18 protein-coding genes are annotated in these 23,697 nt (G+C 40.4%); 4 read left to right on the top strand and 14 right to left on the bottom strand.

The genetic code is table 11. The annotated features are described in order from the left end of the window. Positions 1–60 precede the first annotated feature (60 nt). The 3 genes from BW976_RS03855 to BW976_RS03845 all read right to left on the bottom strand — a co-directional run bounded on the left by BW976_RS03855 (position 61) and on the right by BW976_RS03845 (position 3,000). Positions 61–816, bottom strand: a complete 756-nt coding sequence (locus tag BW976_RS03855; protein WP_245834623.1) for a helix-turn-helix domain-containing protein — start codon at positions 814–816, stop codon at positions 61–63. Positions 817–920: 104 nt separating this feature from the next. Further along, positions 921–1,892, bottom strand: coding sequence for an aldo/keto reductase (locus tag BW976_RS03850; RefSeq protein WP_076370509.1), 972 nt, complete (start codon positions 1,890–1,892; stop codon positions 921–923). A 112-nt stretch (positions 1,893–2,004) separates the two neighbouring features. Continuing rightward, positions 2,005–3,000, bottom strand: coding sequence for a right-handed parallel beta-helix repeat-containing protein (locus BW976_RS03845; RefSeq protein ID WP_076370507.1), 996 nt, complete (start codon positions 2,998–3,000; stop codon positions 2,005–2,007). Between the two features lie 515 nt (positions 3,001–3,515). On the opposite strand from BW976_RS03845, the gene BW976_RS03840 reads away from it, so the two are divergent. After that, complete coding sequence (locus BW976_RS03840) at positions 3,516–4,073, top strand: DUF4199 domain-containing protein (protein ID WP_076370505.1); 558 nt, start codon at positions 3,516–3,518, stop codon at positions 4,071–4,073. Between the two features lie 322 nt (positions 4,074–4,395). Here the strand turns inward: BW976_RS03840 and BW976_RS03835 are convergent, their stop codons facing one another. From BW976_RS03835 to BW976_RS03805, 7 genes are all read right to left on the bottom strand, one after another. Next, positions 4,396–4,845 carry a KTSC domain-containing protein gene (locus BW976_RS03835; RefSeq protein WP_076370503.1) on the bottom strand — a complete coding sequence of 150 codons (450 nt, stop codon included), beginning with the start codon at positions 4,843–4,845 and terminating at the stop codon, positions 4,396–4,398. Between the two features lie 223 nt (positions 4,846–5,068). After that, a complete protein-coding gene (gene rseP, locus BW976_RS03830; protein WP_076370501.1) occupies positions 5,069–6,403 on the bottom strand; it encodes an RIP metalloprotease RseP in 1,335 nt (444 codons plus the stop codon). Between the two features lie 18 nt (positions 6,404–6,421). Then, the gene (locus BW976_RS03825) at positions 6,422–7,609 is read right to left on the bottom strand and encodes a 1-deoxy-D-xylulose-5-phosphate reductoisomerase (RefSeq protein WP_221275916.1); all 1,188 of its coding nucleotides are present in this window, start codon (positions 7,607–7,609) and stop codon (positions 6,422–6,424) included. 80 nt (positions 7,610–7,689) lie between these two features. Then, positions 7,690–9,189 carry a GH3 auxin-responsive promoter family protein gene (locus BW976_RS03820; protein ID WP_076370499.1) on the bottom strand — a complete coding sequence of 500 codons (1,500 nt, stop codon included), beginning with the start codon at positions 9,187–9,189 and terminating at the stop codon, positions 7,690–7,692. 3 nt (positions 9,190–9,192) lie between these two features. Next, a complete protein-coding gene (locus tag BW976_RS03815) occupies positions 9,193–9,969 on the bottom strand; it encodes a glycerophosphoryl diester phosphodiesterase membrane domain-containing protein (RefSeq protein ID WP_076370497.1) in 777 nt (258 codons plus the stop codon). 6 nt (positions 9,970–9,975) lie between these two features. Continuing rightward, positions 9,976–10,944 (bottom strand): glycosyltransferase family 2 protein, encoded by a 969-nt coding sequence (locus BW976_RS03810; RefSeq protein ID WP_076370495.1) that lies wholly within the window; start codon positions 10,942–10,944, stop codon positions 9,976–9,978. A 90-nt stretch (positions 10,945–11,034) separates the two neighbouring features. Next, on the bottom strand, positions 11,035–11,985 hold the full coding sequence (locus tag BW976_RS03805) for a glycosyltransferase family 2 protein (RefSeq protein WP_076370493.1): 951 nt from the start codon (positions 11,983–11,985) through the stop codon (positions 11,035–11,037). Between the two features lie 234 nt (positions 11,986–12,219). Between BW976_RS03805 and BW976_RS03800 the strand changes: the two genes are divergently transcribed. After that, positions 12,220–14,823: a M1 family metallopeptidase gene (locus BW976_RS03800; RefSeq protein WP_076370491.1), complete on the top strand. Its 2,604-nt coding sequence runs from the start codon at positions 12,220–12,222 to the stop codon at positions 14,821–14,823. A gap of 366 nt (positions 14,824–15,189) precedes the next feature. On the opposite strand, the gene BW976_RS03795 is transcribed toward BW976_RS03800, so the two are convergent. After that, complete coding sequence (locus tag BW976_RS03795; RefSeq protein WP_076370489.1) at positions 15,190–16,689, bottom strand: malate:quinone oxidoreductase; 1,500 nt, start codon at positions 16,687–16,689, stop codon at positions 15,190–15,192. 338 nt (positions 16,690–17,027) lie between these two features. On the opposite strand from BW976_RS03795, the gene BW976_RS03790 reads away from it, so the two are divergent. Next, positions 17,028–17,525 (top strand): hypothetical protein, encoded by a 498-nt coding sequence (locus BW976_RS03790; RefSeq protein ID WP_076370487.1) that lies wholly within the window; start codon positions 17,028–17,030, stop codon positions 17,523–17,525. Between the two features lie 163 nt (positions 17,526–17,688). Here the strand turns inward: BW976_RS03790 and BW976_RS03785 are convergent, their stop codons facing one another. From BW976_RS03785 to BW976_RS03775, 3 genes are all read right to left on the bottom strand, one after another. Beyond that, complete coding sequence (locus tag BW976_RS03785; RefSeq protein ID WP_076370485.1) at positions 17,689–19,083, bottom strand: arginine decarboxylase; 1,395 nt, start codon at positions 19,081–19,083, stop codon at positions 17,689–17,691. A gap of 175 nt (positions 19,084–19,258) precedes the next feature. Beyond that, positions 19,259–20,185: a citrulline utilization hydrolase CtlX gene (ctlX, locus tag BW976_RS03780; RefSeq protein ID WP_245834621.1), complete on the bottom strand. Its 927-nt coding sequence runs from the start codon at positions 20,183–20,185 to the stop codon at positions 19,259–19,261. 84 nt (positions 20,186–20,269) lie between these two features. Then, positions 20,270–21,712, bottom strand: coding sequence for an arginine deiminase family protein (locus tag BW976_RS03775; RefSeq protein WP_076370483.1), 1,443 nt, complete (start codon positions 21,710–21,712; stop codon positions 20,270–20,272). A gap of 86 nt (positions 21,713–21,798) precedes the next feature. Between BW976_RS03775 and argS the strand changes: the two genes are divergently transcribed. Next, positions 21,799–23,565: an arginine--tRNA ligase gene (gene argS, locus BW976_RS03770; protein WP_076370481.1), complete on the top strand. Its 1,767-nt coding sequence runs from the start codon at positions 21,799–21,801 to the stop codon at positions 23,563–23,565. The last annotated feature ends 132 nt before the right edge of the window (positions 23,566–23,697 follow it).

Raw genomic sequence — 23,697 nt, 5'->3', positions numbered from 1 at the left:
TTTATTAATCCCATTTAGGTTCTACGCTGTAGTGGGTAATGATATAAGGAATAAATTGCACTAATACGTTCCCTGAGTAGGGGTTCTGCCAAACTTTTTCTTAAAAGAATGAGAGAAATGTGAAAGGGTTTCGAATCCTAAATCAAGATAGATCGCAGATGGTTTCTTATTCTTTGTTTCTATCAGGTGCCGGGCTTCCGACAGACGTTTTTCCTGTAGCCAATGCCGTGGCGCCATACCGAATACTTTTTGAAAATCGCGTTTAAAACCTGCAAGGCTTCTGCCGGTAAGCTGTGCGAATTTTTCAATAGGTATATTGAAATGGAAATTGTTGAGCATGAATTTTTCAATATCGATTTTATATGGTTCGGAAAAATCAAACAGGAAATCTTTGAGCGCTGGCATGATATGTAAAAGCAACAGTACCGCTTCTTTTACCTTGAGCATGCCCACCGCATTGGTGATCTTTTCTTCCGAATGACGCACATAAGGAATCACCGATTGAAAGAAAGCGTGTAGAAAATCATTTCCGGGAATAAGGATGTTTGGGGCACCTGTGTATTTTTTCCCCTGTTCTATTTGTTCTTCCAGTGCGATCTGTCTGAGCAAATCTTCTTTCAGACAAATTACTATAGTTTGGTAATCCTCGCCATTTAAAGGTGTTTTAGTGAGTTCTCCCAATTGATTTCTTCGAATGAGCAACATCTCGCCTTGCTCCATCGAAAACCTTTCGCTGGCAGTTTCCAATGTAAAGCGGCCTGAAACTTGCAACACCAAGGTAGTATGTTCTAAAAATGCTACTTTATCCTTTCGCATAGAAGCGTGATAGGAATAAAAAAGGACTCCCGGAATTATTTCAGTCGGATTTATCATTACGTAAATATATAAAATAGGTGGGGCTTATATATAGCCACACCCAGTTAACGCTGTAGGTAGGTGCCCCCAAGTATCGCGCCTGGAGAAAAATGAGTGGTAAGGATATTCATTTCCTCCGGAGTAAAAACTATCTCCATAGCCTGTGTATTTTCCGGTAGTCGCGATCTTCTGCTCATGCTCACCAATGGCATAATATGATCTCCCTGTGCATTAACCCAGGCTATTGCCAGCTGTGTTGGTGTATATCCTTTTTCAGCTGCCATTTGTTTTAATACCCCTACTTTTTCCAGGTTCTTTGTTAGGTTTTCTCCCTGAAAACGTGAGAAATGATTATGGTAATCATCAGCTGCAAGCGGTGTCTTCATCTCACCGGTAAGTAATCCTTCGGCTGTATTGGCAAAGGCTACAACTCCTATACCCAGTTCTTTCGCCGCAGGGAGTAAGTCGTTTTCTATCTGGCGGTCGGCCAATGAATAACCTATCTCCAATGCGGTTACCGGGTGTACACTATGGGCCTTGCGCAATTGATCTGCCGTAATTTCAGAAACTCCAAGATAACGCACCTTGCCTTCTTTAATCAGGTCGGCAACGGTTCCAATCACATCTTCTATCGGAACACTGTTATCCAGCCTGCAGGGTTGATAAAGATCAATGGTATCAATCCCTAAACGTACTAAAGAATAGTTGATAAAGTTTTTGATGGCTATGGGGCGTAAGTCCAATCCAAGCCACTGACCGCCATAGAAAATAGCACCAAACTTTACGCTGATGAAGGCATCGTCCCTTCGGTTTCTAATGGCTTTACCAACCAGTAGTTCGTTGTGGCCGGCACCGTAGAAATCGCCGGTATTCAGGAAATTAATGCCACTATCCAAAGCCGACTGAATAGTAGCGATACTTTCACTTTCATTATTCGCCGGGCCTCCCCAAACAGGTGACATGCGCATACAGCCTAATCCGAGTTTAGAAACAAGCGGGCCGTTTTTGCCAAGGGCTATTTTTGTTATGTTTGACATTGCTGTATTTTTAATAAGTTAACGATACAAATATCATCCTTATAATTAATGGCAAATGTCTTTCACGGCTCAATTTACTTGTCTGCGTGGCTCAATAAGACACATCTTATTGTTAATGAATAATTGTTGTGGTACCCGAAGAGTTTCCAATAAATTGATCCGTTGAAAAAGACGATGTATTTGTATTACTGTACTGTGTCCACCGTTCTGTTATACCGTATTGGGCGTTATAATTGATACGATTGTTAGTTACTGTTGTACCATCACATCCGCCAATATTGTTTTGGAAAGTAATACCACTTTTATATTGTGTATAGTCAATGGTGTTATTATCAATAAGATTGCCGTTTGAGTCATCAATACCTATACCGCCCACACCAAAGTTACTTGTGTTATTTTGATGTATCCAATTGTTGTATACATAATTATTGTGACTTAAAACATCAATAGTTAGGCCCTCGGCTCCATTCTGGTAAATTTGGTTGTCACGAATAGTGCCATTTGAATGACCGTGTTGCGATACGCCAACCATATAATTATAATATACACTACAACCTATAACCGTGTTATAACAACATACCGGATTGCCAGTATCATGAAGTAATATACCTGCTCCAACCGCCGATGCATTGCCACAATTATGCACCTTGCTATTTGAAACAGTGTTATGTTGTCCGTAAATTATGATGCCTGCCTCTGGTAAATTTCCTCCATCGAGCTCAATAAGATCAATAGTGTTATAATTTCCGGTTATCTCAAAGACGGCAGCATTGTAGCTGTTGGGTGCCTTCCGGACAACTGCCCCACTTTCGCCGCGTATAGTGATGTTATTTTTTCCGGCCATTAACCGGATGGGTGTTGTTACATAATGACTTCCTGTTTTTAAAATAATGATGTCATTGGCAGCTGCTGCATCAACAAGCGATTGAAAATCGGTACTGTTACTTGATGCACTTAAGTAATAGGTTGTAGACTGTATGCCTAATTTTCTGGATGTTGTTTGATCATTTGAATTGTTATTTGATACTTCTTTTTTGCATGAAAAAGAAAAAAATGATACAGCAGCAAGTGTTAACAGTGCCTTGACACTCTGGTTAGATGTTCTCATAACTCTAATTTTTAATTAAGTTGTTAAATAATTGGTTTATTAAAGGCCCGCTGTAAGAGAGATTACATTTACCAGGTCCGTCATATCAAATATGAATAAATTAGCAATTAACACTCTCGTTGTTTTGTATCAATCTATCATTCTTTTGTATCATGTTATCTAATAAAGGATTCTAAGTGCTTAAATTACAGCTATAACCATTCTTTAAATTCAACGGTATTTATTCAGCTTTAAAAAAACGTTCAGCGGGTTGCCCGGAAAGTGGCTTATTTGAAGTTTGATAACATCGAGAAATCGGTGCCGCAAAAAAATACCTGGTCGTGCTTTACTGATGAAATAGTAGGTGGTAGCATGACTTCAGGCTGAAAATCAGACCTTCTAAATTCAAGGAATTAAAAAGCCGAATACCCGGATTCCAGAATAATCATCACTTTCCCAGAACATATTCTATAGTTGATTTTTTGAATAGGTGGGAATAATAATTACTTTTAATAAATCATAAACCAATAACTATCATGGAAATACAAAAAACAAGTCCAATGCCGGTAATTATTAAATGGGGAGCGATATATGTAATAGCTTCTATAGTACTTACTTATATTATCCAATTTATGAATATCGATCCTGATTCGCCCATTAAATGGTTGAGTACGTTATTGTTTATCGGCTTTATGTTTCTGACACAGAAAGAGTACAGGGATGTAAACGGCGGTTATTTAACTTTTGGTGAAGGATTTAAAACAGGCTTCTTGTTTGCTATATTATCGGGTATTGTACTGGCTGTATTTACTTATTTGTACTTCTCCATATTGAGTCCGGAGATGCTCGAAAAAATAGTTGCATCTACAGAAGCTAAAATGGCGGCAAAAGGCCTGTCGCAGGAGCAGGTAGACCAGGCGATGTCCTTTACCAAAAAACTCCTTAGTCCGGTAGGTGTTACCATTAGCGCACTGATCTCTGCGGCAATTATGGGAGCCATTATAGCACTTATTGGCGCCGCTATCTTTAAAAAAGATCGTCCGCCGGTTTTAATATCTGATACCGACGGAGATACAGTTGAACCAACAGTTTAAGACTGCATAAGAAATAGAACAGTTGATGCTGTCCTGAATTTTTCGTATATTTATAAAAAGCAACAGCCCGGTTCTCTTACCAGAGAAAACCGGGCTGTTTTGTTAAACAAAAAAGGTAACCAAAACAGATTGTTTTGTATGTAGTTATTTGATAACCAATAAATTAAAACTTTTTAAAGCTTTGAAACTGAGTTAAAATTTGTTAAAAAGTGTTAAAATCGATGGTTTTGAAGCAATTTTTGGCAGTTTTTGCCTCGTTTTTGCCCTCTTTTTGGGCAGAAAAGTGTTAAAATAAAAGCTTTAAAAAGTTTTCAGTAAAAAACTACGCAGTTGCCACAAGCTTGCTGATGCTGCGGTAAACATAGTCGTTGTAGATATGTCTGCGGGCGAAACGTCCGGGTGAGTCGGCGTTAATCAGCTTAACATAAACCGTCTTGGGTACGTCAAAATATTCGTAAGTATTGCCATCGGCAAAACTGATCTTTAGTACTTGTGATTTGTATTCAAAATCGGCTATGCTTGAGGTAGTTGTAGTGATCGTATATTCGGCAAACGATTGTTCGCGGGTTTCCGGAGCGATGCTTACTAAAAAATGGTAAGCTTCAATAATGGTCTTGCTTTTTTCTTCGGCTTCCAATTTACTTTCCGGGCTATCCTGGAATTTATCCGGGTGCCAGGCCTTCATCAGGCTACGGTATGTTGTTTTTAATTCCTGTAGCTCAGCAGCTTCATTTACGCCTAAAAGTTTGCGGTAGTCGACAATTTTTTTCATTGTATTGATTAATAAGTATTTATTGTCGTTGAAGAGTTAAGCAGATGGATTATGCACTTTTCAGGAAAATAATTCCGCGAAGGTACGGTTTTAAAGCTTATAAAAAATCGTGCAAAGTAAAGTTAGCGTAAACGCAGGTTTATCAAATGGCCAAGACTGAGGATATAGTAACAAAAAAGCCCCTGGAATTACTCCAAGGGCCATATATCTTATTTTGTTGAGTTTATTTTTTCATTACCTGTTTTACAATATCATTACCAAAAACAAAAACCATCAGGGTAACTAATATTACAAAACCAACTATTTGGGCCCGTTCCAAGAATTTATCGCTCAGTGGTTTACCTTTAATCATCTCGATGATCAGGAACAGCGCATGACCACCGTCGAGCGCTGGGATAGGCAATAGGTTCATTAGGGCCAATACCATCGATAAAAAGCCTACCAGGCTCCAAAAATGTACCCAGTCAACATGGCTGCCAAACAGATTGGCAATGGCAACAGGGCCACTTACCGCCTTGCTGAACTTAACATCGCCTTTGAAAATTTTGCCCAAACCTTTGGCATTATCGGTAAATGTGCCCCAGGCTCTTGAAGCGCCTATTGGCAATGAACCAAAGAAACCATAATAAATGGTTTTTATTTCAGGTAAATCGTTCTTTGACTGTGCAAAACCAATAGTTCCATCGGTAGTTACCTGTGATTTTAAAGTGATAATCTGGTTGTTACGTTTTACACCCAGATCAACCACCTTGCCTTTGTCTTTGAGCAATTCGGTTTTCAACTCGTCATAAAACGCAATAGGTTGATCATTGACAGCCACAATACTATCGCCCCTGGCCAGACCCGCTTTTTGTGCATTGCTGTTAGGCACAATAGAATCAACTATAAATTTGTTGCGGGGAATCCTGCTGATAAACTCCTCAATACCATGGTCTGACAGATCGTTTAATATGGTGCGTGGTATTGTAACGCTTACTGTTTGTGTACCACGTTGTATGGTAAATACGGTATTTTCGAGTAGTACTTTAGGGCTGGTTAAGTCATCAAAACGCTCAATTGCTTTACCATTGATGGCTACAATTTTATCGCCCGCTACAAGGCCAATCTTTTTGCCGATCTCGCCAGGTACAATGCCATATTTAGCGCTTGAGTTTGGAATATAGCTATCGCCAAAACGCATAGTCAATATCCAAAATATCAGTATACCCAGTACAATGTTTACCGTAACACCGCCAAGCATTACAATTAAACGTTGCCAGGCTGGTTTTGAACGGAACTCCCAAGGCTGCGGCGGACCTGCAAGCTGATCGGTGTCCATTGATTCATCTATCATACCGGCAATTTTTACGTAGCCGCCCAGGGGGAGCCAGCCAATGCCATATTCAACACCTTTGAAGGTGAATTTAAAAAGACTTATGTTCCAGGCATCAAAAAACAGGTAGAATTTCTCTACCCTAATGCCAAAAGCTCGAGCCGCTAAAAAATGTCCCAGCTCATGCAAGATTATTAAAATTGAAAGGCCCAGTATTAGCTGGCCCACCATGATCACTATACTCATTATCTACGTTTATGTATATTAAAATTGTATTGCCTTTACCGGCGTTTTTTCTATTAAATTTTGCGCAAAGATGCGTGTTTCTTTATCAGTATTCAAATAGTCGGTTAAGGTTGGTTGCTTTATGAAATTGATCTTCTGCATGCACTCTTCAATAATTGTGCTCATGGCTAAAAAGCTGACAGAGTGGCTTAAAAAACCAGCAACCACTACTTCGTTTGCCGCATTGATGATGCATGGCATGTTACCACCTTGCTTTAATGCGGCATAGGCTAAACTAAGATTACGAAAAGTATCCAAATCAGGTTTTTCGAATGTAAGGGTAGGATAGTCGGTAAAGTTAAACCGTTTAAAATCGTTTGCTATCCTGTTTGGGTAGGTTAAGGCATACTGAATAGGCAGTTTCATATCTGGCAAACCCATCTGCGCTTTGATGGAACCATCCTTAAACTGTGCCATTGAGTGGATGATAGACTGAGGGTGAATGACCACATCGATCTGATCGGCCCCCACATCAAACAGCCACCGGGCTTCTATCACTTCTAAGCCTTTATTCATGAGCGAGGCCGAGTCGACAGTGATCTTGGCGCCCATTACCCAGTTAGGGTGTTTCAGGGCATCCTCACGGGTAACATTTGCCAGAAAATCAAGACCACGCCCGCGGAACGGCCCGCCAGAGGCTGTCAGGATTAATTTCTCAACAGGGTTATGCTCTTCGCCTACAAGGCATTGAAATATAGCGGAATGTTCAGAATCAACTGGTAAAATTTTTACGTTATGCTGTTTCGCCAGTCCTGTTACCAGCTCACCTGCCACTACCAGGGTTTCTTTATTGGCTAGTGCGATGTCCTTATTAGCTTTGATGGCGGCAATGGTAGGTTCAAGACCCGCAAAGCCAACCATGGCAGTTAGCACCACTGCAATATCATGATGAGTTACTGTATCAACAATGGCCTGATGACCAGCCAGAACCTTAATTGGCAAATGGGTTAACGCAGTTTTAACTTCCTGATATTTGCTTTCATCGCATATAATGGCATATTCGGGCTTGAATTCAATAGCCTGTTTGATCAGCAGATCGGCATTGGAATGCGCTGTAAGTAAAAATGCCCTGAACAAATTACTATTGTTCCTGATCACCTCCAACGTTTGTGTACCGATACTACCTGTAGAGCCAAGAATGGCAATGTTTTTTGTATGATTAATCAATGATATTCCTGTTTCAATTGTTAGTCAGATGAACGGTTAAATGATGAAACTGTTTATCTAAACAACGTCAAATTTACTTATTATATAGTGTATTCCTTTAATACGTCGGCAATCTTCCTGTCGTTGGCTAATCGCGGTACTTTATTTTGCCCTCCAAGTTTCCCCTGCGAACGCATATAATTAATGAACGAGTCTTTTTGCAGGCTTTGGATGATCAAAGGTTGCAAAATGTTACCTTCAATGAGGTCAAAATAGTAAATATTTTTCTTTTGCAAGGCTTTATCTACTTTAAGCGCAAAGGCCTCTAGATCTGCCGGTGCAGAACCAAATTCAATAAACCATTCATGGTAGGGTAGTTGCCCTGCCAGAGGATTAACCTGCGGGGCTACAGTGAATTCCACCACATCAACGCCTTCCTGTTGTGCTACGGTCATTAAGGATTGTTCTACTTCTTCACCTATCACATGCTCGCCAAAAGCGGATATGTAATGTTTTATGCGGCCCGTTACTACTATTCTGTAAGGATCTTTGGATACAAACTTAATGGTATCGCCCAAACTATAGCCCCACAAGCCTGCGCTGGTATTCATGATGAGCGCATAGTTTCTATCCAGTTCTACATCCTTCAGGTTAATACGGGTTGGGGTTTCATTAAAATATTCTTCCGAAGGGATAAACTCGTAAAATATGCCTGAGTCAACCAGTAAAAGCAAACCTTTTTCCTTTTGCGAATCCTGAAAAGCGATAAAACCTTCAGATGCAGGGTAGGTTTCAATAGCATCGATCTTTGCACCGATGCTTTCTTCCATACGAGAGCGATACGGTTCAAAATTTACACCGCCATGCACATACAGTTTAAAATTGGGAAATATATCCTTTACTTTTTTACCACCCGCCTTGGCCGACAGCCTGTCAAAATACATCTGGCACCAGGGGGGGATGCCAGATATGAGGCGCATATCCTGATTAAAAGTTTCCTCAACTATGGCATCAACCTTTTGTTCCCAATCCTCAATACAATTGGTTTCATAGCTGGGCAGTCTGTTTTTTTGGAGATAAGCAGGCACATGATGAGCTACAATGCCCGAAAGTCTGCCGGTTGCTATACCAGCCTTAACCGTAAGCGTGGGACTGCCTTGGAGGAATATCATTTTACCATCCACAAAATCGGCATTGCCGGTTTCGTGAATATAGCTAAGCAATGCGTTACGTGCAGCTTTAATATGCTCGGGCATGCTCTCTTTGGATATGGGGATATATTTTACGCCCGATGTTGTGCCCGATGTTTTGGCCAGGTAAGCGGGTTTCCCCGGCCACAAAACATTCTCTTCGCCATTGACTACGCGATCAATGTAGGGGCGGAGGTCTTCATAATCATGTATGGGGACGTTCTTTTTAAAATCGTTGTAATTGTTGATCTCTGCAAAGCGGTGCTCACGACCAAAAGCGGTGTTTTTGGCTGCGTCCACCAGATCAGAAAAGGTATTTTGCTGTAGTGCTATGGCATTTTTGCGTAGCCGGTTTAGCTGCCGGTTCACTGCGGCCGCAAATATTTTGCTTAATGCAGATTTCAGTCCCATTTGCTAATTGGTTTCGGCAATATCATCATCCACATCCAGGTGGCTGTAAACCAATTTGCGATAAGTAACCATGATGATAACCTGTATGAACGGAAATGTCAGGATAAACCAACAGTAAAAAGCTAGTCTGAATACAAACCCACCATTGTTCTCATCTAAGCCAAAAAAGTTCATGATAGCTATTACCGGTATCAGTGCTAAAATTAAAATGGCAATAATGATGATGAATATGCTTAGTGTTTTAAAAAAATTGTCTTTTGTTATTTCAAAACTCTGCTTTAACGATTCTAATGGAGCAGAGTTATCGTCCACTATAAAACAAATACAAAAAATGCAGCGAAGCCCTAAATACATAACGAAAATCAGCTCCAGCGTCTCAAAAATGCTGGGATATCCCAGGTTTCGCTCAGCTAATACATAAAGAAAAAATAGTATGGCAAACAAAATACCCAACAAAAGACCTATCACAATAAAGTTAAAGGCCATTTTAAAAGAAGGTATGATATCCTTAAATTCAAATTCATAATATTCCCTATCCATCAGGGTGAGTATCAATTTGTAAAAGCTTAATCCGATATAAGCCTGGACAACCATTTGCAGAAGGATGATGATTAAGCGGCTTACCATGTCGTCATCGATTAGGATAAATGCTTTCAGGAAATCAACAAATTCATAAATGAACAAGGAAATCACCGAATAAACTATAAGCGGTACAAAATTCCTTTTTAATACATTCCATGCAGTTTTAATGGTTTCTGCGACAGAAAATGGGTGGTACATAAGTTCTTATGATCTGTTAAAAATTACACGCTTCCAAAAATCCTGCATAAATCCTAACCCGTAGGCGATAAGTTGGGTGAAGGTGGCTATAATGCTCAAAAATGCAATTTTTACTGATTTATTTTTCCACCATGCGTGAAAAAATATTAACAAAATGTAAACTGCTAGTAAAATGTTAGCCAATAGAGCTATTTGCCAGCCTAACAGGTTGAAAATGAGGGTGAGTATTACGCCCATGGTAAACACTGCCGGGAAAAAATGTACGGCCTTTAACTCCTTTGGGAAGAATTTGTAAATGTTGATACGTGCCCTGCCAAAAAAATGAAGCTGTTTATAAAATTGCAAGAAGTTGGTGCGCCTTTTATGGTAAACTACAGCATTGGGTATTAATCCTATTTTAAAGCCCAGCGAGTGAATACGGATACTGTATTCGATATCTTCACCCAAACGGGTAATGATAAAACCACCGGCTTTTTCCCATACCTGGCGGGATATACCCATATTAAAGCTTCGCGGATGAAATTGCCCTATGGACTTTTTGTTACCACGAATACCCCCGGTGGTAAAAGGAGATGTCATGGAGTAGCTGATGGCCTTTTGTGTCGGGGTAAATGAGCTATGAGCACCATCCGGACCGCCATAGGCATCGAGATAGTTGGTAGCCAGTGAATTATTTACAATCTCCAGGTAATTGGGCGGGATCAGGCAATCAGAATCAAAAACAATAAAATAATCACCTTTGGCGCGTTCAAAACCAAAATTTCGGGTAAAACCTTGACCTTCATTGGGTTTTTTAAAATAGCGTACCTCCAGTTTATCGCTAAAACTGTTTACAATTGCTTCGGCATCATTTACAGAACCATCCTCAATTACCAAAACCTCAAAGGTCTTGTAAGTTTGTAACACAAGAGTCTCCAGTAATTCTTTGATCTCCTGCGGGCGATTATATAACGGAATGATGATGGAAAAAAACATGTGGTTAGATGTGAGATATGAGATATGAGATGTGAGATGGAAGACATTTTTCTAAGTCTCATATCTCATATCTCACGTCTCATATCTGTTTTAAATAATCTCTTCTACCTGGTAATTATTGCGTTCGCTAGAGTTCCTGGAAACCAACTCGGCAACAAAACCAGTTAAAAATAGCTGCGAACCTAAAATGATAGCAACAAGCGCTATATAAAATAAAGGATTAGCTGTAATGTCCCTATATTTTTCATTATGGGCTATCAGGTAAAGTTTTTCACTGATAATCCAGATGGTGATGATCAACCCGGCAAAAAAGCTCAGTGTGCCCATGGTGCCAAAAAAGTGCATGGGGCGTTTGCCAAATTTGCCTACAAAAAATATCGAAAGCAGATCCAGGAAGCCATTGACGAAGCGGCTCATACCAAACTTTGTTTTACCGTATTTACGCGCACGGTGTTCAACTACCTGTTCGCCAATTTTAGTAAAGCCGGCCCATTTGGCCAGTACTGGTATATAGCGGTGCATTTCGCCATAAACCTCAATGTTTTTAACCACTGCTTTACGGTAGGCTTTTAAACCACAGTTAAAATCATGCAGGTTATCAATGCCACTCATTTTGCGGGTTGCCGCGTTAAATAACTTGGTTGGGATGGTTTTACTCAGCGGATCGTATCTCTTTGCCTTCCAGCCAGATATCAGGTCGTAATTTTCTTCTGTGATACGACGGTATAGTTCCGGGATCTCGTCGGGGCTATCCTGCAGATCGGCATCCATGGTGATGATCACATTACCATTGGCTGCTTCAAAACCTGTATTCAATGCTGCCGACTTGCCATAATTACGTCTGAACTTAATACCTTTAATAAAAGGGTTGTTCAGCTGTAGTTTTTTGATCATTTCCCATGAACCGTCTTTACTGCCATCATCAATTAACATGATCTCGTAAGTAAAACGGTTTTCGTCCATTACCCGGCTTATCCATGAGGTTAACTCTGGTAATGATTCTATTTCGTCATAAAGCGGTACTACTACTGATATATCCATTTATTAGGAATGCGATTCGGAGCAGCGATTTTGCATACGCTGAATCATCCGCAAAAATATAAAAAATAGATAATGGTTTGTATACTGTTTTTGTGAGGTTGCAATAAAGCAAGTAGGGCGTTGGTAAGTATGTAACAGTAATGATATGTTAAAATATGTTATAACAGTTCAATTGTCATAATGGCATCACCATAATTTTAATATCTTGGCGTTTATAAATGATAAATCACCTACATGAAGCTTTATAACCTAACGCTTTGTATACTACTATGCGCCATAACCTTTAAAGGATATGCGCAAAATACCGACCAGCCCGGTGTAAAATACGATCAGCACAAAGTATTCAATCCTAATTTTTATCCCGAAAAAGGTAACGCGTTCCGAAATGCGGGGGGCGCACCGGGTTCAAAATACTGGCAAAACAGGGCCGATTATAAGCTGAATGTTACTTTAGATACGCTAAAACATCGTATTGATGGCACTGCGCTGATTACCTATACCAATAACAGCCCGGATGCACTAGGATTTTTGTGGCTACAGGTGGAGCAAAATATTTACCGGGAAGATTCGAGGGCCGAAGCTACCAGCCCGATAACCGGAGGTAGATTTAACAATCGTACTTATACCAAAGGCGATGAAATAAAAGCCATATTCGTTACTAAAAATGGTAAAACGGAAAAGGCGGATTATATAGTGACCGATACCCGTTTGCAAATAAAATTGAAAGATTCTTTACGTGCCGATGGAAACAAATTACAGATCAGGATTGAGTATGGTTTTGATATCCCGCAATATGGAACTGACCGTATGGGGCGCTTGCTTACTAAAAATGGCTGGATATATGAATTGGCCCAATGGTATCCTCGTATGGAAGTTTATGATGATGTAAGCGGATGGAATACGCTGCCATATCTTGGGGCTGGTGAGTTTTACCTGGAATATGGCAATTTTGACTATTCAGTTACTGCACCAGCCAGCCTGCTTCTTGTAGGATCTGGCGAATTACTTAACCCAACTGAAGTGTATTCTCCAACTATCCTGAAACGATTGGCTGAAGCAAGGAAGAGCGATAAAACAGTAATGATCAAAGATTCGGCCGATATTTTGCGAAAAGATGACTATCCTAAAAAGCCGAACATTACCTGGCACTTTTTATGTAAAAACGCGCGAGATGTGGCCTGGGCTGCTTCAAAAGCATTTATATGGGATGCTGCACGTATTAACTTGCCTGGTGGAAAAAAAGCTTTGGCGCAATCGGTTTACCCGGTTGAAAGTAAGGGTAAGCAATCCTGGAGCCGGTCTACAGAATATGTAAAAGGAGCTATCGAACTATACTCCAACCAATGGTTTGAATATACTTATCCCGTAGCTACCAATGTGGCAGGCACTGTGGGTGGGATGGAATACCCGGGAATTGTTTTTTGCGGATCGGAAAATAAGGCAGGAGAGTTATGGGAAGTGACCAACCATGAATTTGGACACAACTGGTTCCCGATGATCGTAGGATCGAACGAACGTAAATATGCCTGGATGGATGAAGGGTTTAACACGTTTTTAAATAATGTGGATACCAAGGTGTTTAACAATGGCGAGTTTTATGTAAAACCCGATCAGCAAAAGGCAGCATTGCAATTATTCAGCCCGGAAGCAGAGCCTATCATGACTATCCCGGATGTGATCCAGGCCGATTATTTAGGCGCAGCGGCATATGAAAAACCGGCACTGGGGTTGGCTATTCTGCGTGAGCAGGTTTTGGGTGAACAACGCTTTGATTATGCCTTTAAAACCTATATCAAACGCTGGGCGTTTAAACATCCTACACCATGGGATTTTTTCCATACCATGGATAATGCCGCTGGAGAAGATCTGAGCTGGTTTTGGAATGAATGGTTTTTCACCACCTGGAAACTTGACCAGGGTATAAAGGATATCACTTACCCCGATGGTGATGCCTCCAAAGGAGCGCTTATTACGCTAGAGAATCTGGAAGAAATGGCGTTGCCGGTAACTATCCTGATTAAAGAAGAAAACGGTAAAACTGCTACGGTAAAGCTCCCGGTTGAAATATGGCAGCGCGGTGGAGTTTGGACATTTCATTATAAATCCACCTCAAAAATTGTTTCGGCTGTACTTGACCCTGATCATCTTTTGCCTGATATCAATCCGGAGAATAATTCATTCAGTGGGTTACCTGTGCCTGCAGGTGCTACTGCTGCCAGTGTTCTCAAAACATATATTGATGCGATAGGTGGGGCCGAGAAATTAAAAAATATAAAAGATCTGCAAATATCATCAACAGGTACCGTTCAGGGATCTGAAGTGCAGATGGTTAGCCGGTACAGGTCGCCCGATATGTTTTTTCAGCAAATAACCGTACCATCTTACAATAATTTGGTTGTGGCCCATGTTTTGGTAAATGGCGAGCGCATCAGTGTACAGCAGTTAAGTCGTGAAATACCGTTGGATGATGGCGGTAAAAAAATAATAAAAGCGAAAAGCAGACCTTTCCCAGAGCTCGACTATGAAAAAGGTGGATACGCCATGGAACTCGACTCTACCCTGAAGATAGTGAATGGCGATCTGGCCTATGAAGTTGACATAAACCTGGCCGAAGGAACACAAATACGGAATTTTTATAGCCAAAAAACCGGTCTTAAAATAAAACAGGTAGTGGAGGGCTCCATAAACTCGGTAACCGAGTTTGCTGACTATGAAGGTATAAACGGCGGTATACGAATACCATTTCTTATTAAAACCACCTTGCTGGGGCAAGCGGCAGAATTTAAGGTTAAAGAAACAGCGGTGAATAGTGGTATGACTGCCGGGGTTTTTCAGTAGAGTAATTATCCGGAAGCTTTCAAGTAAAAAGAAGCTGTATCATAAATCAAATTGACCATCTTGGAGAATTGTCTATTTAAAAACAGACATCGCTGGTGCTATATTACCTTTGAATTGAAATTTAGTCGATAATTTATACAAAAAGTGGGTTTACACTTTTTTTGAATAAATTATGTCAATTAACTGATTATTAGGTATATAAATGAATGTTAACCATAAAAAGTGTAAACCATGTAAACGCACTTTTGTTAATGGAGTTAATCCAACCCGAGGCTATACAGCGCTTAAGTATCTGAATAAATCAAAAAAAAGAGGCTGATCATGATTGATGATACAGCCTCTTTTTTTTGATTTATTCCAGGTCTCCTATGCTATTCCTAACGCCCTGCTTGTCCTGGCCCTGGTGGTTTCACTTAGTGCTTCATCATTAGCTAATGATTGTCCGTATGAGGGTATCATTTCTTTTAATTTTTGCTGCCACTCATCGGTTTTGATATGGGTTTTAAAACAACGTTCTATCAGTTGTATCATAATAGGTACCGATGTTGATGCGCCTGGTGATGCGCCCAGCAATGCTGATATACTGCCATCTGCTGATGTTACCACTTCAGTCCCAAATTCTAGTACACCGCCATGTTTGGCATCTTTTTTAATTACCTGTACACGTTGGCCGGCTACATCCAGGTCCCATTCGCTGGCCTTGGCTGTGGGCATATACTCTTGTAAGGCTTTTAAGCGATCCGTGGGCGATTGTAATACCTGGCTGATGAGGTATTTGGTTAATGGCCAATTGTCGCGCCCTACAGCTAGCAGGGGCCATATATTGTTTAGTTTGATGGAGCAAAACAAATCAAGCAATGAACCTCTTTTTAAAAAGCGGGTAGAGAAACCAGCGTACGGGCCAAAAAGTAATTCTCTTTTACCATTGATCATCCGGGTATCCAGGTGAGGGACAGACATTGGCGGCGAACCTACAGATGCCTTACCATATACTTTGGCTTCATGGCGTGCGACAACATCTGGGTTGTTACATACCAGCCATTGCCCACTTACCGGAAAACCACCAAAGCCCTTGCTTTCGGTAATACCCGATTTTTGCAATAGGGGCAAAGCACCACCTCCGGCACCAACAAACACAAAATTGGAGGTCAGTTTTCTTTTTTGACCGGTTGTTTTGTCTTTTACGGTTACCTGCCAGCTGTTATCTGTATTACGTTTAAGGTTACGTACATCATGGTTAAGATGAAGTGCGACCCCGTTTTTTTGTTTCAGCTGATCCAGTAAGCTGCTGGTTAAACTGCCAAAGTTTACGTCGGTGCCTAAATCCATGAATGTGGCCGAAACTTTTTCGTTTTCATCACGCCCGTCCATCACCAAGGGGATCCATTGCTGAAGCTGCGCTTTGTCTTCAGAATACAGCATCCCTTTAAAAAAATGATGTTTGGTAAGGGCCTGCTGACGTTTTTTAAGATAGGTTACATTCTCGGGGCCCCAAACAAAGCTCATGTGTGGTACCTGACGAATAAAACTTTGTGCCGATGGAATATATTTTTGTTCGATAAGATATGACCAGAATTCTTTAGATATCTCAAATTGCTCGGCAATTTTAATGGCTTTTTTTATTTCAATGGATCCGTCAGGGAGTTCGGTAGTGTAATTTAATTCGCAAAAGGCAGAATGGCCGGTACCCGCATTGTTCATCGGGGCCGAACTTTCGGCGGCTATAACATCAAGTCGTTCAAAAATTTCAATGGTCAAATCGGGTTGCAGTTCTTTAAGCATTACCCCCAATGTAGCGCTCATGATACCCGCGCCAATTAAAACTACGTCAACCTTTGATTCTGAAACTTTATCGCTATTAGCCATCTTTTTATAACACCTTGTAAAGGTACGCTCAAGTTAAATTATACCAGGTATAACCCGGTTTTTTGAAAATTGTTGTGATGATTAAGTCCTGCAGGCATGTTTAGCAGCAAGGGAAAATTAAATCAGACAATTTTAAGAAATTTTTATAGAAAATCAGGTCTTTTACTGTCCATTAAATGCAATAAATAACTTGTTTAAATTAAAATGGCTGTGCTTTTATCAATTTGGATGATGCAGTTTACATTCGGTTAACACAAAAAGCTTTCATTGCTGTATATACAATAAATAATAGGTGATCTGGCATGAGGATATTAAAATTGAATACTTGTTTTTGTATAATGGTGGCAGCATTAACTGCTTGTGAGCATGCCAAAACTAAACCAGTATCTACCGACATTACAAAAACTATGATACAGGTGGCGGGAAAAAAGGATAGTGTGATCAATAACCCGCAAAAAAATTATGGTACGGCTACCGTGGCAGAACCCTGTGTGAAATGCTTGTTACAAGTGATACAGGCTAGTAAAAGTTATAAACAAAGCACGGAATCGGTATCATCACAAAACATCGCTTATACGGTTAACTGGATCAGAGCTTCAGCCCCTGCAGAGTCAGCAAATAAATCCAACATGACCGATGGGTTAAGAATAGATGTTCGGAAAAATGAAGATGGAGAAGAGCATAATTTATGCTCGTATGCCTATAATAATCAAAGTGGAACGCTGTATCTGCTCAATAATGAAGGTAAAAACCAGCAGCCCATATCCAGCATAACCCCTGATATATTGAAAAAGATCAGAAACAGCTGTTATTGGGGAGTAGCTTCCTCGAGGTAAGTTTGCAGTTTGCAAAAAATGGCAAACAAATTAGGTAAAAAAATCAACGTAATCAACGCCATCACCAAAGTCAACGGTCAAAAAAATAGCGATGGATTTAACTCCATCGCTAAATAAAATATGATAAGAGCTGTGCCAACTGTCAACTCAAAACTGCAAATTTTTACGTAGTATAACCCAGTATTTTTAGTACCTGTTTACTGTTCTGCTCTTCACCAAACACCTCAAAGTTGAATGTTTCGTCGCGGTTACGACGGATGATCACGTGTTTAGGTGAAGGAAGTAAGCAATGATGTATACCTCCATAGCCGCTTAGTACTTCTTGGTAAGCTCCTGTGTTAAAAAAGCCCAGGTATTGTACTTTACGGGTTTTAGGCATAAATACGCTGTTCATATGGGCTTCCTGGTTATAATAATCCTGACCATCGCAGGTAATACCACCCAGGTTTACACGCTCATATTCCGAATCCCAGTTATTAACCGGAAGCAGGATGTACTTTTGGTTCAAAGCCCAAACATCCGGTAAGTTGGTGATGAATGAACCATCCAACATCAACCACCTTTCACGATCATTTTGTTGTTTACGGCCTAAGACTTTATATAAAATGCCCGAAGCTTCGGCAACGGTGTATTTACCAAACTCCGTAATAATATCCGGTTCCATAGTGTCATTATCGGCACAGATCTCTTTGATACGGCTCACGATCTCGTTGATCATATACTCGTAATCAAAATCAAATACCAACGAATCTTTGAAAGGCATACCGCCGCCAATATCCAATGTATCCAGAGCCGGATTTACCTTTTTGAACTTGCAATAAAGTGTTACGTATTTTTCAAGTTCGTTCCAGTAGTATGGTGTGTCTGATATACCTGAGTTAATAAAGAAGTGTAACAACTTTACCTGGAAATTGGGGTTCTCCTCGATCTTGTTATGATAAAAATCGATCACATCTTCCATCCGTACACCTAAACGGGAGGTATAGAATTGAGAGTCTGGCTGCTCTTCGGCCGCTATGCGGATACCCAGGTTACAAGGGGTGTCCATTTCGATCTCATCATCATACAGGTTAAATTCCTCCTTATTATCCAATACTGGGATGATGTTTTTGAACCCATCATGCAGCATGTCAATAATATAGGTTTTATACTGGAAGGTTTTGAAACCGTTACATATCACCGTGATGTCTTTGTTTACTGCACCTTTTTTTTCCAAAGCATCAATCATCGGCATATCAAAGGCCGACGATGTTTCCAAGTGAATCTCGTTCTTCAACGCTTCTTCCACAATATGTCTGAAGTGTGAGCTTTTGGTGCAATAACAATATTTGTAACTGCCGCGATAATTATTTTTGACGATAGCTTGCTGAAATAACAGCTTAGCCTGCTGTATTTTCTTGGTTATCATGGGTAGATAAGTAAAACGCAGCGGCGTACCGTACGTTTCGATCATCTCCATTAAATTAAGGTCCTGAAAGTATAGTTCATCGTCGATGATCTCAAAACCATCCTGAGGAAAACCTACACTCAAATCAAGAAATTCCTGGTAACTCTGCATCCTTAAAAAATTTGGGGCAAAAATGTGATTTTAAAACGGAATTAACGGCTAATTGTTGGGATAATTTTTATAGTTTGAATGTAATGTTTTAGTTGATGGTTCATAGTTAATATTTCATAGTGAAAATCACCTATAATACTTACCCTGTTCAATGATTTTTGAGCCACTGAATAGGCTATTCCTCCTTTGGTAAATGCACCTCTGCCATCATGCACCGGGCACTGCCGCCACCATTGGTTTCAATCGTATTGATATCGGCATAGACCAGTTTTCCGTATTTTTGGAGTGTGTTTTTTTGTTCTTCATAAAGTGCGTCATAAGCATTCTTCGACATCACGATCAAGGTTTCGCCGGCCTTGTTCTTTACCTCCAGCATATTGCCGGCAAACCGATTCATTTGTTCAAATGATATTTCGATAATTTCCTTTTGGGTAGATTTTAGCGATTCCAGGACTTCTACTTTTTCATGAGGATTAGGGATACTATCTGTGCAAATTATAGCAAATCCACTACCTACACACATGAGCACGTTGGTATGGTAAATAGCTTTTCCATGTTCATCAACCGCGTCAAAGCTGATAGCCTGGTAGCCTGCCTGCTCGCAAAATAAGTTTAATACTTCTTTATCAGTACGGGGAGAAAGGCAGGCATAAGCTATTTTATTCTCCCTATCGAGCACCATACTACCGGTGCCTTCCAGGAATTTATTTTCGGCCTCAAAACGACTTAAATCTATTACATGATTTACCTTGAAGTGATCTTCCAGTTTGCTGATGATATCTTCCCGCCGTTCAAGTCTCCGGTTTTCGGCTTGCATAGGGTACAAAAAAATCTGACCATCGGCATGAAATGATACCCAATTATTGGGGAAAATAGAATCAGGCGTATGTGGCTGCGAGGTGTCGTCAATCACGGTAACATTTACTCCGTTTTCTTTTAGTGTTTTTACAAAACCATTAAATTCAGTCAGAGCTTTATCTTGAACAGCTTGTTGGTCTGCATCACGGTTCTGAAAAGCATTGCTGCTGGCCGTTTGTTCATTAAAGCCGAAACTTACCGGCCTGATCATTAGTATATTATCGGTTGATTGATTATTGATCATTTTATTATTTTTTTTGTCTGAATCAGAATTTACAGAATTATTATAGTGTTATTCTGTAAATCCGTTAATTCAGTGAATTCTGATTCAGACAATTTTATCTCTTAAAAGCGGCATGCTCATGCAGTGAAAACCACCACGGGCCCTGGAAAGTTCTGCCGATGGCATTAAAATTAAAGTATTGGTCAGTTCTTGTGGATCAAGTTCGCCCGATTCAAATTTCTGCAGCAGGTCATTCACGCGGATCACACTAAAGCCGTTTTGTTTAAATGCTTCCACGGTTTTATCATTACGGTCGTATCCTAAAACCACGCCTTCTTTGATGGCCAGCAGGTTGCAAGAATCTGTCCATTGTTCACGGGCGTCAAACGGGAAGGTGTTATTACCCGAGTAAATGAACTTTGTTTTGTTACCACTTTGCAAGTCATTTTCACTGATATCTGCTAACAGATCTTCAATACAGCCAAATAATCTTGGCTTTTCGCCTTTTTCAAACTGTACAATTTCTGGTCTTTCCTTTTGTTTTTTATCGGCAAACCAGGATATAGGCTCCTGTTCTTCAAGCGGGGCTTCAGCAACGGCCAGGGAGCGTAACAGTACCCATGTATCTCGTCTAACCTGTGTAAAAACCGTATCAATGTGCATGTAGTCGCGCTTATGGGGGATTTTTACAATGGTTACTTTCTTTACCACATCGTTGTCAAACAAAAGTTTAATAGCCTCATTGGCACCGCTGATGGAGGTGCGTTCACTGCAACCAATAACGAGGTGCTGCGGACTTACCATCATCACATCGCCACCCTCCAGGGTTGTTTTTTCGAGATTGTCTTCGCCTGGGCGTAAAAAGTGCTGGGCAGTTTCTGGTATCTCCAAAATGTTGTTGCGGTATTCAGCAAACAATGGGTGATTAAAAAATATATACCGTGCCAGTAGTGTTTCACGGAAACGGGCCTTTTTTGCAGGCTTATTCAACAGCATGTGATTGTTGATGGCAATACCAATATCTCTCGAAAAAATGAGGTTAGGAATTGGCGCGAAGATCATTTCTTCCGTACTTAATGAGCCCGATATAAATATTTTGGATAGCTCAACAGGATCGGTATCTATCAGTTGTTGTTGCAGGCGATAGTTGCAGCTTTCAATAGCGCAAACTGATGCTACCAGTTTTTCGCGGATATCGGCTTGTTTTAAAATATCGGCCAGTAGGGTTTGTATCTCAATTACTTTGCCTGACGCATGGAAACCCGGGTTGTCAGGCTTAAAAAATGTGCGTTCAGTGTCATTATCAACCTCCTGCAGTTTGCCTTTGATCTTATCCTGATCCAAAAAATAAAGCAACAGTTTTACGTAATAATCATATTCATTTTTACGCATGGTATCCAGGTGCACAATGTCTTCAAATAGCCAATCCTGGGCTTTTGATGGTACTACTTTACCCAGGCCGCTATCTGGGCTGTGGATGAGTAAGGTGCGGAGTGTTCCAATTTCGGAGGTTACATCTATTCTAAAATCGTTGTTTTTAAGTGTCATAAATGGATATAAGAAGAACAAATCTATTCAGAATAATCAACATTTTATTATAACAAGGATATTGGCAATTTAATTAATTTTGCCGAATGGATTTTATTATTGAGGCGGCTGTTAAAGCAATAAAACAACTATATCAAACAGATGTAGCCCCGGCTGCTATAAGTTTACAGGAAACCCGCAAAGAATTTGAAGGGCAAATAACCATAGTAACATTCCCTTTTACCAAATTTTCGCGCAAAGGCCCTGAGCAAACTGGTGCCGAAATAGGGGAATATCTGAAAAACGAGGTGAAAGAAATCGCTGCGTTCAATGTGATCAAAGGCTTTTTGAATATTTCTATAAGTGATGGATATTGGATAGGTCAGTTATACAACCAAATTTTACCTGATGATTTTGCCGTTGCCAAACCCAATGGTCAAAAAGTAATGGTGGAATATTCGTCACCTAATACCAACAAGCCGCTACACCTGGGGCATATCCGCAACAATCTGTTAGGTTATTCGATAGCGCAAATATTAGGCGCAGCTGGTTACGAAGTGGTAAAAGCAAACCTGGTGAACGACCGTGGTATACACATTTGCAAATCTATGCTGGCCTGGCAAATGTTTGGCAATGGTGAAACGCCGGAATCATCAGGCTTAAAAGGCGATCATTTGGTTGGTAAATATTATGTGCTGTTTGATAAGGCTTATAAAACTCAGATTGAAGAGCTAAAAGCCGAAGGGCAAAGTGAGGATGAGGCTAAAAAGAATGCTCCTGTTATTAAAGAAGCCCAGCAAATGCTACAAAAGTGGGAGGCTGGCGATGCTGAAGTGATCGACCTGTGGAAAACCATGAACGGTTGGGTATATGCTGGTTTTGCCGAAACATACAAGCAACTGGGTGTTGATTTCGATAAATATTACTACGAATCAAATACTTACCTTTTAGGTAAGGATATTATTGAGGAAGGACTTGAAAAAGGCGTTTTCTTCAGAAAACCTGACGGATCTGTCTGGATAGATCTTACACATGATGGACTGGACGAGAAACTGGTATTACGTTCAGATGGCACCTCGGTTTATATTACCCAGGATTTGGGTACCGCCCAGTTAAAATATAACAACTTTCATATGGATAAATCTATCTATGTGGTTGGTAACGAGCAGGATTATCACTTTAAGGTGCTGTTCCTGATATTGCGTAAACTAGGCAAAGCCGGGGCAGATGGATTATTTCATTTGTCATATGGAATGGTCGATCTTCCATCGGGCAAAATGAAATCACGTGAGGGTACAGTGGTTGACGCCGACGATCTGATGGCCGAAATGGAAGCTACTGCTAAAGAACAAACCGAAGCTATGGGTAAGGTTGATGGTTTTAGTGAAGAAGACAAGTTGCAATTATACCATACTATAGGGATGGGCGCACTTAAATATTTCCTTTTAAAGGTTGATCCTAAAAAACGGTTGTTGTTTGATCCTAATGAGTCAGTTGATTTCCAAGGGCACACCGGGCCGTTTATTCAATACACACATGCCCGTATTAAATCGGTGCTTAGTAAGGCAAATTACCAAGTCAATAGCGCAATTGAAACTACTGAGCTTGCGGATGTTGAACGTGACCTGATTGTATTGTTAACCCAGTTTCCTGATGTGATCAATACGGCAGCTAACGATTATAGTCCGGCAGTTATAGCCAACTATGTATACGAATTAGCCAAAGTTTACAATAAATTCTATCACGAGAAATCAATCCTCCAGGCCGAGGACGAGATATCGAAACAATTCCGATTGCAATTGTCAGCATCATCGGCCAAAGTGATCAGCAAATCCATGAATCTGCTGGGTATAAATGTGCCTGAGCGGATGTAGTTTGATGTGCAGATGTGCGTATATGCAGATGTGCAAATGATAAAATAAATAAAAAAAACCTTACTGAATTCAGCAAGGCCTTTTTTATTTACAATTTATAATTAATCGTTTATTCATCCTCACATCTGCATA

Origin of the sequence: Mucilaginibacter lappiensis, from assembly GCF_900155965.1 — a bacterium.
GTDB classification, from domain to species: Bacteria; Bacteroidota; Bacteroidia; order Sphingobacteriales; family Sphingobacteriaceae; genus Mucilaginibacter; species Mucilaginibacter lappiensis.
This window is presented reverse-complemented; position numbering and strand designations above follow the sequence as displayed.